Raw genomic sequence first — 12,879 nt, forward strand, 5'->3', positions numbered from 1 at the left:
TGTAACCGGCAAGTTCACTCACCGCAATTTTATGAGTGCTCATTGCAAACCTCCTTCCAGCAGCTTGTTGATGTCGTCGAGCTTGTAATACATAATACTGCCGATACGGGTAAAACTCAGTGTCCCGTTGATGCGCAGGTTCTGTAAGGTGCCCGGTGATATTTTGAGCAGCTTTCGGACCTCGTTACTTTTGAGCCATTTTTTGGATTGTCCCTGGCCGTCCAGCTGAACCAGTTTCTTGATTTCTGTTAACAGTTCGCTTTTAAATTCATTCAGATCTCCTTTAGTGATCAGTTCACTTGCTTGCATAATCGCCTCCTTCGTTAAATCATTACTTAATAGTTGTACCGCCCATACCGGGTACTAAGCAAAGGTGTAGGCAAAGCGACATCTTTCATTACCACAAGCCAAGCTATGGTAATGGCAATCAAAGCATAGTGCTGAAAAACAGCGTGCTGAATAGTTTCGCGACAATTGTTAACGTTTGCCTGCAAAAGAAAAATGAACCTAAAATCCGATCTTAACTTGCCCTGCGTTTTGCCGGAATGATGCTAAAATGCTGATTTTCGGAGGGAATAGAAGAAGACCTTCCACTCGGGTTACCTGCGTCACGCGGGTAATAGCGCCTTACACGGTCTAATTTAATCGGTTCACCGTCTTCCTGAAAGTACCGGCAAATTAGTTTGGCCCAGGTGATGGGCATCTGCGAAAATACCAATTCTTTATCGCCTATTTTTAGTGCTTCAATCTTCTTAAAAAGGTCCACCACAGTGAGGAAATGACCGCTGGCAATATTGATCGGGTAGTCGGTATCCAACTTCTCAGCCTCCCTGCGCTCATCCATCAGGCGTTGCACCTGTTCTTTGAGTATCTTGATCTGGCCTTCCTTTTCTGCAATGATCTCAGCCTGGGTACGGCCGAGGTTCCACTCATCGATACTTTGAAGATATTCTGAAAACCGGTTGAGGTGAAATTTATTCCGGAAGTTAAGGGCATGGCTGGAGGTGTATCTCTCCTTATGTCTTAATTGTGCAATGGCATCCTGTATAACCTCCCACACATACCTGAAGAACTCCTGTTCGGTTGCATCATCGTATTCAGAAAGGAAAAATTGCAGGTGATATTTATACAGTTCATCGAACTGTTGTTCACTTTTGCGATAAAGCAGGTTAAGAAAGTGGTTGTCCTCAACTTTTTTATTCCAAAAAAATGGGCGACCTATATCGTTAGAATCGTTATTAAAATCGAACGGTGCCCGGTGTTTAAAGTATTGTTCGCGCATAGTTTTGTCTTTACCTTAAAGTTAAGAACTCAGCTGAAAATTTGCATTCATAAAAACTAACCGCAACCTAATATTTCAAATATTAGGTCAATATAAGTGTGATTATTTAAGCTAAAGGATATTGTCAAAAGTTGATTAAAACTTGCCGATTCGCTCTTATCGTTAATATATTTAGGATTAGAGTGATAAAAAATAGCTTTACTAACAATGAAACTTTCGGAATGAACGATTAAGAGATAATTTTCAAAACCAATTTTATAGCTTGTAGTTTTAGTTAATATAGTCGCTATATAATGTCGGCTTCAAATTATTTAACGTTAATCAAATCAACTATACAAACCTGAAAAATAATTATCTTGTTATGAAATTGCTGTTGACACCTGAACTGCTTAAGTTCCTGAATAAACAGGGGTTTAAGTATTGCCTTTCTAAAACAACACTTTGTGAATCAAAAGATGCTGATCATTTAAATATTACGCTCACACCCGCACGATCACGTCCCAAATTGAAGCATCTTTCTCTGAAATATGATACCTATTTTTCCATAAATCGTGAACCGGCTCAGATGGCAATGGGAATTGATGACACTTTAGTACTTGTCCAGATGGATAAACAGCTGATTGTTGAATATTTGAACTCTATCCTTCTACAACAAGCCCCGGATAGTAAGCAGATGATTCAACGCAATTTTTATGTCATTACCGGATCGAAAAAGTATCAAAGGGCTGAAGATCGATAGCATTAGTGGTCAATTGGAGTGTCGAAGTTCTATTGTCTAATACAGGTTACATTGAGGACCTTGCCCGGTAACACATTGCTTTTATAAGAAGTGAATTCTTCTATTAAGATTGAATCATATAAAGAAAAATCGACTTCTTAAGCAATAAACATCTCAACGCTCTGACTCTCGAAAAGAGGCATCAAATCGAGCGACCTAAAAGAAATTACGAAGCTAACAAAACCAAAATTCGCGATAGAAATAATACTTAGCAAAGCGTTGCTGGAGGATCGCTTACAGGTAAAAACCGATTTTGGCCTTACTTATCAAGCTAATTGCCAGATTGCGTCATAGCGTATAACGACTATTAAATACTTTCATTTAAGCTATTTTGACGGATTTCTTCGTGAAGCTGAATTACTTTCTGTTGTAACTCCATTACCTCCACGTCCCGTGCCACCAACCGTTTGCTGATTAGTTGTACCTTAACTGCATCTGAACTTATTTCCATATCACTGTTGACATCAATCAGTTGCAATAAAGAAATCCCGAAAACATTGGCGATCTGTTCCAGGCGGGAGAGGTTAACATCAGTGACGCCGGTTTCTATTTTGGAGTAAGCGGGTATTGATATGCCTAATTTACCGGCAATATCGCCTTGGCTGCAACCTGCTTCGCGCCTGATTTTCCTGATGCGTTCGTTAAGTGCTTTCATTGTTTAATATTATTTTCTAAATAAATGGTTCTAACTGCGCACTTATCGGTTCTATTACTTATTGTGATTTTATTATTGCGATATTGCCAAGACTTGGGAATTATCGGAACACAATAAGTCATGCACGTCCACTTCTAATACTTCGGCAATCTGGATCAGTCTTTTGACTGTTAGTTCCACATGACCAAGTTCAATTTTACTGAAGGTATTTTGCGACATGTTCAGTTTCATGCCCATGTATTCCTGTGAATATCCTTTTGCTATCCGCAGGGATTTTATATTCGAAGCAATCCGGTTTATCCTTAGTTGTAAATCATAGATTTTCATTACCTGTAATTACGGATAATTTTAAAATTTAGATTTATTATTAATTAATAATTATTCATAGAATGATAATTTATTAATAGTGATATTCTGCAAACATTTTTGATAGATAGCACTTGTTAAATCTGTCACGGGCATCTCGTTGCTAATTTTATTTTATTATTGTTTCTACAAAGAAGGCCGCCATAGCTAACACCAATATTTCATGCAGACACAAGAGATTCTCACCATAACCATTGTTCTCGCGGCGCTGTTCGCTTACATGAACAATAAACTGATCAAATGGCCCCCTACGATAGGCATCATGGCCCTTTCACTGATATCATCAATATTATTGGCTACGCTCGGGTCGAGGTCAATCCTTTCGGATAAAGCAATTTTGCTGGCCTCCTCTGTCGACTTTCAGGATATCCTGATGAATTTTATGCTGAGTTTCATGCTTTTTGCAGGTGCCATCCATATCGACGCGGTTAAATTAAAGAAAGAGCGCTGGCCGGTATTGCTGCTGGCTACGCTCGGTATCCTCATTTCTACTTTTCTGATCGGCGGGGCGGTATGGTACCTGTTTCGTTTGTTTGGGCAGCCTATCCCTTTTATCTACTGCCTGTTGTTCGGTTCGCTGATATCACCTACCGATCCGATAGCCGTATTGTCGATTTTGAAACAAGCCAGGATCCCGGAATCGCTGGAGTTGAAAATCTCTGGGGAATCCCTGTTTAATGATGGGGTTGCAGTAGTTATTTTTATCACCATTGCTGAAGCAGCTCGCCCAGGTGCCGGTGATTTCTCCATGATAGAAACCGGTAAACTCTTTTTGCAGGAAGCAGCAGGAGGCCTGGCATTTGGCGCGATTTTAGGCTACCTCGGTTTTTGGGCATTACGTTCGGTAGACGATTACAAGGTAGAAGTACTGATCACACTTGCGCTGGTTATGGGAGGATATTACCTGGCCGGAAAACTGCATATCTCCGGACCGCTGGCCATGGCGGTGGCGGGTATTGTAACTGGTAATAAGTCGCGAAAGGAAGGGCTTTCGGATATATCTCGCGATTACCTGAATAAGTTCTGGGAACTGATCGATGAGATCCTTAACGCGGTGCTGTTCATGTTTATCGGGCTGGAAATGCTGATCATCAAAATAAACCCTGGTATTTTTCTAATCGGGATGATTTGCATCGGAATTTGTCTTCTGGCCAGATGGATATCAGTCATTTTTCCCGTCTTTCTTTTACGCTATAAGATCAGGTTTGAACAAAATGCTGTAGCCATGCTAACCTGGGGTGGCTTACGCGGTGGCTTGTCCGTAGCCATGGCCCTATCATTAAGTTCGGCCATGCACCGGGATGAATTTGTACTGATCACCTATATGGTGGTTGTATTTTCTATTATTGTACAGGGATTGACCATTGGTAAATTAGCCAAAAAATTACAGCAAAAACATGCCTGAGTTTATCGATAACATCCGGGAGTTCCTTTCATCCCGGTTTAACCTACAGGAAGGAAAAGCTGAAGAAGCGGAGATCACCGCCTCCGTAAGAGGCAATGTAGATTTTAAGGGGGTAAACCTGTGGACACTTATCTTCGCCATTTTTATTGCATCTATAGGCTTAAATGTCAATTCCACAGCAGTTATCATTGGGGCTATGCTTATTTCTCCCATTATGGGCCCTGTGATGGGCGTAGGACTTGGCGTTGGAATCAACGACCTGGAATTGGTGAAACGCGGGCTCAAAAACCTGTTAGTGGCTACGGTTATCGCCGTGCTTACCTCCGCCATTTATTTTCTTGTTACGCCCCTGCATGAGGCACAATCTGAATTGCTGGCACGCACTTCTCCCTCTATCTGGGATGTTTTTATCGCTTTCTTTGGTGGTGCGGCCGGTATGGTGGCCGCTTCCAGAAAAGAAAAAAGTAACGTGATCCCCGGAGTGGCCATTGCCACGGCACTGATGCCCCCACTATGCACTGCGGGTTTCGGCATAGCTATGGGTAACTGGTATTTTGTACTGGGTGCCCTTTACCTTTATTTCATCAACAGCGTTTTCATCGCGATCTCTACTTTCCTTGTATCCAGATACCTGCGCCTGAAAAAAAGGCATCTGGAAGATGCCGGGCAAGAGAAAAAAGTAAATCGCTATATTATCATTATCGTGGTCATTACCATATTGCCCAGTATCGTTATGGCTTACAGGATTGTGAATAAAAGTATTTTTGAAACCAATGCCCGTAAATTTGTTGACGAACAGTTTAGTTTTAACAATACTCAGGTAGTATCAAAAACATTTAGGTATACCAATAAAGAACAAGCCATAGAATTATTATTAATAGGAAAGGAACTCGACAAGAGTCAGATCGATTCACTGTCGCGAAAACTGGATGCTTACCGTTTAAAAGGAGTTCAGTTGTTGATAAAACAGGGCCTCAACGCAAGCCAGCACATCGATCTTTCGCAAATCAAAGCCAGTATTCTGGAGGATGTATATGCCCATCAGCCTAAACCGGATACAATACCGTCACTTGTCACTTCGCAGACCGCAGCCACTATTCCCGATAGTATTGTATTTTCAGAACTAAAGGTACTTTACCCGGAAATCCGTTCATTCGGATTGAGCAAGATGAAGATTTACCACGCCGGGAAACAAAAAAACGACACCGTAAAAATAGGTTTGGCAATATTTAAAACACCACTCAAAAAAATAGAGGAAGCAAAGCTGAGCGGTTGGTTATGCTTGCGTTATAAAGATCCTTCGATCAGAGTTGTGCAGGAAAGGGAAAAATAAAAGCACAAAAAAGGGGCTTTCAAAGCCCCTTTCAAAAAATCCTGATTACATCTTCATGGATGTATCCTTCATCATCTTCTTATGTTTCATTTTCATTGACTTTTCGACGGTGCCGTCCATATTTACGCATTGCCCGTTTTTAAGCATCATGCTTTTGCCGTCCTTCATTTTTACCATGCCGTTGGTCATAACCATGGTTCCGTTAGACATTGTCATGTCCTTATCCATCATCATGGATTTACCATCCTTCATAACCATCATTTTCCCGTCTTTCATCATCACTCCATCCTTCATTTTCATTTTACTTTGTGCCATAGCACCAAAGCTAAATAGCACTGCCATTAAGGCGATCAATAACTTTTTCATATTTTTTTGATTTTACAGTTTTAGTTTAAACCGCCAAAAAGGGAAAAAGTTAGCTTCAAAGCAACACTTATTTAGGGTAATGTGCCTGTTAATCAAAATGAACCAGATGCACGCTTTACACTATAAATAATTAAATTGACGGGATTTTTGGTTTTAATTAACATTACAATCATACGTAATGCATCAGGATTTCTAATAAACTGCCCAATAATTAAAGTTTCGCACAACCAAAAGCGCTGAAAAAAAATGATTAAATACTTCGTAATTCTTCCTGCTGATTTTTGATTCTAAGTGTAAATACACAAATCTCACATGCGCGTTTAACATGATTTTTTTCGGAATGTTTAGTCTTTTATACAACCTTTAGCAATAAAAACATTCGTTTTGGTTGTTGTTTTTTAATCCTCAATTAAATCCATTACCTAAATATCGTCGTTAATACTTTCAAACAACAACTAAGGGACCGCCGAAAACCTTTAACAGAGTAGGCAAAACTAATCTACATAACCATGAAAATGCAAGATCTGAATGAAATGGAATTAAGAGAAGTAAATGGTGGCTCACTTTTAGGCCTGGGCGGTGCAAACTCATCAAGCGGCGAAAGCGGCCTGTTAGGTAGCCTGGGTATCGACAACCTTTTATCATTTAGCAGCGCGTCGAAAAATGGGGATCAAAGCAGCTCTACATCATTCTCGTTAGGTAATGGCATTACGTCATCGCTTGGCGGCATTTTAAACTTTGGTTCAAAAAGCGTTTAAGCTTTATTGAATTAAAACCTTGCAGCATCGCTGTAATTATTAGTACAAAGGGACAGCCGAAAACCTTATAACAGAGTAGGCAACACTATAAATTACTGACACTATGAAAATGCAGGAATTAAATCACACTGAATTACAGGAAGTAAACGGTGGATCACTTTTAGGTTTAGGTGGAGCAAATACATCTGGCGGCGAAAGCGGCCTGTTAGGCTCTTTAGGAATATCTAACCTGCTGTCGTTTCAACAAGGCAGCCAAAACGGCGACCAGGCACAAGCCAGTTCCTTTACATTAGGTAACGGCATTACATCAAGCCTGGGCGGTATCCTGAACTTCGGTTCACAAAGCGTATAATTTTTCAATTATATACCGGGCGCGGGCATTTTAATTAATGCCCGCGCTTATTTTTTAAATTAAATATCATCTATCATGAAAACCAACACAACCAATATGCGAGAACTGAGCGTAGCCGAGCTTATCACCGTAAACGGCGGCGCAGCCAATGGTGCAAGCATGAGTTTAAGCGCGGGGACAGACAGCCTGCTTTCGATAGAATTTAAGTGGCAGCAGGGCGATAATTACCAGGATTATAAACTGGAAGCCGGTAAAGGTATCAACCTTAATTTTGATGCTTTTTTGAACGGAACTCATTTAGGGTAAAACCTATACAATATATAATGAGATGGCTGCGGTTGTCTCATTTTTAGTTTAGAGGATTTGGGAGTAAACCAAAACACTTTACATCGCTTTGCTATTAAACCACTAACCCTAAGGCGGAATTTATAATGGATAACAATAATAAAGTTTTCCCGGCGGGGTTCCTATCGTCCACTGCCGAGTACCATTTCAGAAAATATGATCCGAAAACCAATATTATTTATAAAATGGTTTTGGGATTTACGTTGCTGGCCTTGGTATCCATATTTTTTATCAAGGTTAATATCAACGTAAAAAGTTTGGGCACTATTAAATCATCAACCGAACATAATGAGATCAAACCCCTTGTATCCGGCCGGGTAGATACCATGCTGCTGAAAGAAAACATGCATGTTACCAAAGGCCAGGTTCTGGTTACTTTAAAGGCGGCGGCCATAAACCAACAGGACCTTGCCGCTCATACCCAGCAAACAGAATACGAAGCGCAATTGGCCGATTTACAGGTGCTGGCTGATATGGTAAAACGCAATCAGTGGAGTAAAAAACCTTCCCTTACCTCCGAGTTATATGGCCAGCAATATGTGCTTTTACAACAAAAAGCCCGTGATGCCAACGCCAACCTGTCCGCCGCCCGTCGTAATGAGGAGCGTTACAGCTATCTCTTTAAAAACAAAGCTATCTCTGCTTCTGAATATGATGTTGTTCATCTGGCCTATCAAAACGCACTGAGCGCGCTGCAATTAATTTATGATGACCAGGGCAGTAAATGGCAGGCCGAGTACACCAGCCTCAAAGCGCAAATGCGTAACCTGCAGTCGGAAGGAAAATCTATCGAACAGGAAAAAGACTTATATACCCTGCGCGCGCCCGTTACCGGTACAGTGCAAAACCTGCGCGGCATACAACCCGGCAGCGTAATTGCCGCTAACGAAATAGTGGCCGAAATTTCGCCCGAAACAGGGATGATAGCCGAGATTTACGTATTGCCAAAAGATGTAGGCCTGATCAGGCCGGATATTAAAGTGAATTTCCAGGTAGATGCATTTAATTATAATCAATGGGGATTGCTTACCGGCAAGGTGCTCACAGTATCTAACGATATATTTACCGATAACGGGCAACAACCGTATTTTAAGGTGAGGTGCCTGTTGGATAAAAACGAACTGAAACTGAAAAATGGCTATGTGGGCCGCATAAAAAAAGGCATGAGTTTACAGGCCAATTTTTATGTTACCCGCCGTACGCTGTTCCAACTATTATATGACAAAACCAGCGATTGGTTAAACCCCGGCAGGCTCCCGGCTAAAAGCACGGCCCAATTATAGGTTATGGCAAATTTCGATCAATTTTTAAACCGGACCGAAGCCTGGTATAACAGGCTTGCTAAACGGATCAACAATAACAAGCTGTACCAAAAGTGGCAGTCACTTACCGAAAGTAAACGCTTAAAAAAACGTGTACAGATCAGGCAGCATGATATTATGGATTGCGGCGCGGCTTGCCTGGCATCGGTAGCGGCGTATTATAACCTCAGCATGCCTATAGCCCGCATCAGGCAACTGGCATCAACCGATAAAAAAGGTACTAACCTATTAGGGTTGATAGAAGCCGCCAACCAGATGGGTTTCTCGGCCAAGGGTGTAAAAGGCGCTTTCGAAAACCTGTTCGAAATTCCTACACCAACCATCGCCCACGTGCTGTTGGGAAACCAGTTGCAGCATTATGTAGTAATATATAAAGTCACCGACACGTTTATAGAAGTGATGGATCCCGGCGATGGTTACCTCCACCAACTAAGCCATGATGATTTTAAAAAGATCTGGACGGGGATATTGGTGCTACTTGCGCCGAACGAACAATTTATTGCCGGCGATAAAACGGTATCTGTAGAAAAACGCTTCTGGCAATTGTTAAAGCCCCACAAAGGCATGCTGCTACAGGTATTGTTGGGCGCGGTCGTTTATACCATATTGGGCCTCTCCACCTCCATATTTCTGCAAAAGATAGTAGATAATGTTTTGCCCGAGGATAACCGCAACCTACTTAACCTGATGGGTGTGGTGATGGTAGTGATCATTTTTTTACAGGTTTTTATTAACCATGCCCGCACATTGATCACCCTTAAAACCGGCCAGCAGATTGATGCCCGGCTCATACTTGGTTATTATAAACACCTGCTTAAGCTGCCGCAGCAGTTTTTTGACAGCATGCGCGTTGGCGAGATCATATCAAGGATAAACGACGCGGTAAAGATCCGCTCGTTTATTAACGAGGTGCTGGTGATGTTCGCGGTGAATATTTTTATATTGATCTTCTCGTTTGCGCTGATGTTCACCTATTATTGGAAATTGGCGCTCATTATGCTCACCATTGTGCCGCTGTTCGCGCTGATCTACAAGCTATCCGATAGATTGAACCGCACCACCCAGCGTAAACTGATGGAAGACGCCGCTGACCTGCAAACCCAGTTGGTTGAATCTGTAAACGCGATACCTACCATTAAACGTTTTGGGCTGGAAGATTTTGCCAACTTCAAAACCGAAACCCGCTTTATCAATATGTTGAAAACGGTTTTCCGTTCGGCAACCAACTCGCTTTGGGTTGGTAACTTCAGCAGTTTGGTTTCTACTTCTTTTACGGTGATTTTGCTTTGGACAGGTTCGGCATTTGTGCTGGATAAGATCATTACTCCCGGTGAATTGTTGTCGTTCTATTCCATCATCGGCTATTTTATGAGTCCAGTTGCCGGGCTTATCGGCATGAATAAAACACTTCAGGATGCTCGTATAGCGGCCGACCGTCTTTTCGAGATCATGGATATGGAACAGGAGCCTGCCGAAAACCGGGCAGAGCTTACCCCGGATATGATAGGCAATATCCATTTTAAAGATGTTCATTTCAGGTATGGTAGCAGGGCTACGGTATTTGAGGGCCTGGACCTTAACATTACCAAAGGCAAGATCACAGCTATTGTTGGCGAAAGCGGTTCAGGCAAAACAACGCTGTTATCGCTCATGCAAAATATTTACACATTGCAATCCGGTTCGATATTTATTGGTGATTTTGATATCCAATATGTTACTAATGAAAGCTTGCGTCGAATGGTGAGTGTTGTGCCTCAGGATGTACACCTGTTTGCAGGCAATGTAACCGAAAACATAGCGGTAGGCGATCTGGAACCTGATTTGAAACGGGTATTACAGATTTGCCGTCAGCTGGAAATAACCGATTTTATTGAACGGCTGCCTAACGGCTTTAATACCTTTTTGGGTGAGAACGGCACTAACCTTTCGGGCGGGCAACGGCAGCGTTTAGCTATCGCCCGTGCACTTTACCGGGATCCGGAAATCCTAATCCTTGATGAGGCTACCTCATCACTCGATTCGGAGTCTGAATCGCACGTACAAAATGCTATAGCTTTACTTCGCGAAAGACAGAAAACCATCATTGTGATAGCACATCGCTTGAGTACCATTATGCATGCCGATAAGATTATTGTACTACAAACCGGAAAACTGGTTGAAGAAGGTACACATCATGAACTGATGGCGCAACAAGGTCAGTATTTCAAGATGTGGCAAAAACAGTTTCCGGCCGAAGATGTGATCCTGGCCAGGCAAAGCAAACAACGAAAAAGCGTTAAATCAAAAGCATCCGCAGAAAACTAAAAACTGATCTTATTACCCAGGTAATAATCAATGATCTTGCTTTTTAATATCAATTCGTAGCGTGTTTGGATCAACGAGAACTCGGCGATATTCCGTTCATTCTCTGCAACATTTATTTCCAGACTGTTAGCCAAACCCACTGAATAACGTTGCTGCATCACCTTAAAAGCGTCCGCGGCCGATTTAAATGTGACCTGTGCCGATGTGTACTTTTTCTGTGTAGCATGTATATCCCAAACGGCTTCGGCCACGGTTTTACGCATATTGTTTTTTGCTAATTCCTCAGTAGCCAACGAGTTTTGGTAATTGAGTTTAGCCTTGCGCACGTTGATATTGGCACCATTGCCATTAGATATTGGGATAGCCAGTGTAAAACCTACTGCTTGATTAAAGTTATTAGTGATCTGATCTCCAAAGGATACGTTTCGGGTTTGATAAACCGGTGCTACAACCGCCGCATTGGTATTTTGAACCACACCAATAGGTACAGCGCCCGTAATTTGTGTAGCCACTACGGTGCTTTGGCTGCTGGAATAGCTGGTATTCAATCCGCCGCCAAACGAAAGGCTGGGGTATCTTAATCCTTTGGCTACATCAACACCACTCTCGGCAGCAAGGCGCTTGTTAACAGTTACCTGGATATCGGGATTGGTTTCGAGGGCAGTTTTGTACACCTCATCATTAGTATAGCCGGTATTGAGTTTTTCAATCGCATTTTTAGGCGGATCAACCACTAAAAATGGCGTTTTTTCGTCCCGTTCCATAAAATGGGTTAAGGTAAGATATGAACGCTCCAATTCGTTTTGGGCATTGGTTTGATTAGCCTCGGCATTAGCTACCTGCGATTTGGCCTGCGACAGATCAGCAAGGGTTTTCTGGCCTACTTTATAAAACTTCTGCTGGCGGGTAAGCTCCTCGTTAGCTATTACCAGTTGTTGTTTGGATGCGGCAAGCAGATCGCGATTGGTTAGCACCTGAATGTAAGTGTAAAGCACAGACAGCGTAAGATCATTTTTTATCTTATCAACATTACTTTTATTGGCATCAAGCAAGTATTTATTTTGCTTAATGGTGTTCATTTTGGCAAATCCCTGAAACAGCGTAACATTAGCGTAAACGCTACCCTGGGCAACATTAGCAGCGGCATTGTTGTATTGATAAGTTGTAGGGTCGAGCGCCCGACCAAAAAGGCGATAAGCTGCGACGCTCCCGTTTAAAGTTGGCAATGTTGCCCCCTTAGCGGCCTTCAGGTCTTCAGCGGCAATGGCCTCATCGAAGCGGGCCTGCCGTATTTCGATATTATGGACCATAGTGCTATCAATCGCCTCTTCAAGCGTAATCCTGGTTTGCCCTTGTGTTTCGCAACAAATAAATATTAAAAATAAGGGAACAAGCCTCCTGCCTGTCGCTTTGATAGATAAATTTCCTGACATATGGTAGTGTCGTTACTAAACAAACAGCCAGGCTACAATTGTTTTTCGCTGATATCTAATATCGTATAGCGTCAGGTTTTAACTATCGTCAATATTCAATGTTATAGTGATGTTCTGAATTTTATTGCTTATTCATAGTTTAATAAAGCTATTTTTTTGATTGTTAAGCATTTTTCCGGG

14 protein-coding genes are annotated in these 12,879 nt (G+C 42.0%); 8 read left to right on the plus strand and 6 right to left on the minus strand.

The window, feature by feature from the left end; genetic code table 11:
• Positions 1-39: 39 nt before the first annotated feature.
• Positions 40-309: a helix-turn-helix domain-containing protein gene (locus tag AAFN85_RS27255; RefSeq protein WP_347531115.1), complete on the minus strand. Its 270-nt coding sequence runs from the start codon at positions 307-309 to the stop codon at positions 40-42.
• A 211-nt stretch (positions 310-520) separates the two neighbouring features.
• Positions 521-1,282: a hypothetical protein gene (locus AAFN85_RS27260; protein ID WP_347531116.1), complete on the minus strand. Its 762-nt coding sequence runs from the start codon at positions 1,280-1,282 to the stop codon at positions 521-523.
• A 361-nt stretch (positions 1,283-1,643) separates the two neighbouring features.
• On the opposite strand from AAFN85_RS27260, the gene AAFN85_RS27265 reads away from it, so the two are divergent.
• Positions 1,644-2,021 carry a hypothetical protein gene (locus AAFN85_RS27265; protein ID WP_347531117.1) on the plus strand — a complete coding sequence of 126 codons (378 nt, stop codon included), beginning with the start codon at positions 1,644-1,646 and terminating at the stop codon, positions 2,019-2,021.
• 346 nt (positions 2,022-2,367) lie between these two features.
• On the opposite strand, the gene AAFN85_RS27270 is transcribed toward AAFN85_RS27265, so the two are convergent.
• Together AAFN85_RS27270 and AAFN85_RS27275 are read right to left on the minus strand one after the other, a co-directional pair.
• On the minus strand, positions 2,368-2,715 hold the full coding sequence (locus tag AAFN85_RS27270) for a helix-turn-helix transcriptional regulator (RefSeq protein ID WP_347531119.1): 348 nt from the start codon (positions 2,713-2,715) through the stop codon (positions 2,368-2,370).
• Between the two features lie 72 nt (positions 2,716-2,787).
• Positions 2,788-3,042 (minus strand): helix-turn-helix transcriptional regulator, encoded by a 255-nt coding sequence (locus AAFN85_RS27275; RefSeq protein ID WP_347531120.1) that lies wholly within the window; start codon positions 3,040-3,042, stop codon positions 2,788-2,790.
• A 202-nt stretch (positions 3,043-3,244) separates the two neighbouring features.
• On the opposite strand from AAFN85_RS27275, the gene AAFN85_RS27280 reads away from it, so the two are divergent.
• Both AAFN85_RS27280 and AAFN85_RS27285 read left to right on the plus strand, forming a co-directional pair.
• Complete coding sequence (locus tag AAFN85_RS27280) at positions 3,245-4,486, plus strand: sodium:proton antiporter (RefSeq protein ID WP_347531122.1); 1,242 nt, start codon at positions 3,245-3,247, stop codon at positions 4,484-4,486.
• Complete coding sequence (locus tag AAFN85_RS27285) at positions 4,479-5,819, plus strand: TIGR00341 family protein (protein WP_347531124.1); 1,341 nt, start codon at positions 4,479-4,481, stop codon at positions 5,817-5,819. Before AAFN85_RS27280 ends, AAFN85_RS27285 begins: the two co-directional genes overlap by 8 nt.
• Before the next feature lie 45 nt (positions 5,820-5,864).
• Here AAFN85_RS27285 and AAFN85_RS27290 read toward each other — a convergent pair whose 3' ends face one another.
• Entirely contained in the window at positions 5,865-6,161 is a 297-nt protein-coding gene (locus AAFN85_RS27290) for a DUF6799 domain-containing protein (RefSeq protein WP_347531125.1), read from the minus strand.
• A gap of 533 nt (positions 6,162-6,694) precedes the next feature.
• Here AAFN85_RS27290 and AAFN85_RS27295 point away from each other — a divergent pair.
• The 5 genes from AAFN85_RS27295 to AAFN85_RS27315 all read left to right on the plus strand — a co-directional run bounded on the left by AAFN85_RS27295 (position 6,695) and on the right by AAFN85_RS27315 (position 11,266).
• Positions 6,695-6,943 (plus strand): hypothetical protein, encoded by a 249-nt coding sequence (locus tag AAFN85_RS27295; protein WP_243481449.1) that lies wholly within the window; start codon positions 6,695-6,697, stop codon positions 6,941-6,943.
• Positions 6,944-7,046: 103 nt separating this feature from the next.
• Positions 7,047-7,295 carry a hypothetical protein gene (locus AAFN85_RS27300; protein ID WP_091207773.1) on the plus strand — a complete coding sequence of 83 codons (249 nt, stop codon included), beginning with the start codon at positions 7,047-7,049 and terminating at the stop codon, positions 7,293-7,295.
• Positions 7,296-7,370: 75 nt separating this feature from the next.
• Complete coding sequence (locus tag AAFN85_RS27305) at positions 7,371-7,601, plus strand: hypothetical protein (RefSeq protein ID WP_347531127.1); 231 nt, start codon at positions 7,371-7,373, stop codon at positions 7,599-7,601.
• Positions 7,602-7,726: 125 nt separating this feature from the next.
• Positions 7,727-8,923, plus strand: coding sequence for an HlyD family efflux transporter periplasmic adaptor subunit (locus AAFN85_RS27310; protein WP_347531129.1), 1,197 nt, complete (start codon positions 7,727-7,729; stop codon positions 8,921-8,923).
• 3 nt (positions 8,924-8,926) lie between these two features.
• Positions 8,927-11,266, plus strand: a complete 2,340-nt coding sequence (locus AAFN85_RS27315) for a peptidase domain-containing ABC transporter (RefSeq protein WP_347531131.1) — start codon at positions 8,927-8,929, stop codon at positions 11,264-11,266.
• Here the strand turns inward: AAFN85_RS27315 and AAFN85_RS27320 are convergent.
• Entirely contained in the window at positions 11,263-12,699 is a 1,437-nt protein-coding gene (locus AAFN85_RS27320; protein WP_347531133.1) for a TolC family protein, read from the minus strand. The two genes, AAFN85_RS27315 and AAFN85_RS27320, sit on opposite strands and share 4 nt — an antisense overlap.
• Positions 12,700-12,879 lie beyond the last annotated feature (180 nt).

It is taken from the genome of Mucilaginibacter sp. CAU 1740, assembly GCF_039839285.1.
Taxonomy (GTDB): Bacteria; Bacteroidota; Bacteroidia; order Sphingobacteriales; family Sphingobacteriaceae; genus Mucilaginibacter.

What these genes read in the sequence shown, in the direction of transcription:
- AAFN85_RS27285 (WP_347531124.1), top strand. Translation starts at nt 4,479, where the DNA reads ATGCCTGAGTTTATCGATAACATCCGGGAGTTCCTTTCATCCCGGTTT.
- AAFN85_RS27275 (WP_347531120.1), bottom strand. Translation starts at nt 3,042, where the DNA reads ATGAAAATCTATGATTTACAACTAAGGATAAACCGGATTGCTTCGAAT.
- AAFN85_RS27270 (WP_347531119.1), bottom strand. Translation starts at nt 2,715, where the DNA reads ATGAAAGCACTTAACGAACGCATCAGGAAAATCAGGCGCGAAGCAGGT.
- AAFN85_RS27255 (WP_347531115.1), bottom strand. Translation starts at nt 309, where the DNA reads ATGCAAGCAAGTGAACTGATCACTAAAGGAGATCTGAATGAATTTAAA.
- AAFN85_RS27295 (WP_243481449.1), top strand. Translation starts at nt 6,695, where the DNA reads ATGAAAATGCAAGATCTGAATGAAATGGAATTAAGAGAAGTAAATGGT.
- AAFN85_RS27265 (WP_347531117.1), top strand. Translation starts at nt 1,644, where the DNA reads ATGAAATTGCTGTTGACACCTGAACTGCTTAAGTTCCTGAATAAACAG.
- AAFN85_RS27315 (WP_347531131.1), top strand. Translation starts at nt 8,927, where the DNA reads ATGGCAAATTTCGATCAATTTTTAAACCGGACCGAAGCCTGGTATAAC.
- AAFN85_RS27305 (WP_347531127.1), top strand. Translation starts at nt 7,371, where the DNA reads ATGAAAACCAACACAACCAATATGCGAGAACTGAGCGTAGCCGAGCTT.
- AAFN85_RS27290 (WP_347531125.1), bottom strand. Translation starts at nt 6,161, where the DNA reads ATGGCAGTGCTATTTAGCTTTGGTGCTATGGCACAAAGTAAAATGAAA.
- AAFN85_RS27310 (WP_347531129.1), top strand. Translation starts at nt 7,727, where the DNA reads ATGGATAACAATAATAAAGTTTTCCCGGCGGGGTTCCTATCGTCCACT.
- AAFN85_RS27300 (WP_091207773.1), top strand. Translation starts at nt 7,047, where the DNA reads ATGAAAATGCAGGAATTAAATCACACTGAATTACAGGAAGTAAACGGT.
- AAFN85_RS27280 (WP_347531122.1), top strand. Translation starts at nt 3,245, where the DNA reads ATGCAGACACAAGAGATTCTCACCATAACCATTGTTCTCGCGGCGCTG.
- AAFN85_RS27320 (WP_347531133.1), bottom strand. Translation starts at nt 12,699, where the DNA reads ATGTCAGGAAATTTATCTATCAAAGCGACAGGCAGGAGGCTTGTTCCC.
- AAFN85_RS27260 (WP_347531116.1), bottom strand. Translation starts at nt 1,282, where the DNA reads ATGCGCGAACAATACTTTAAACACCGGGCACCGTTCGATTTTAATAAC.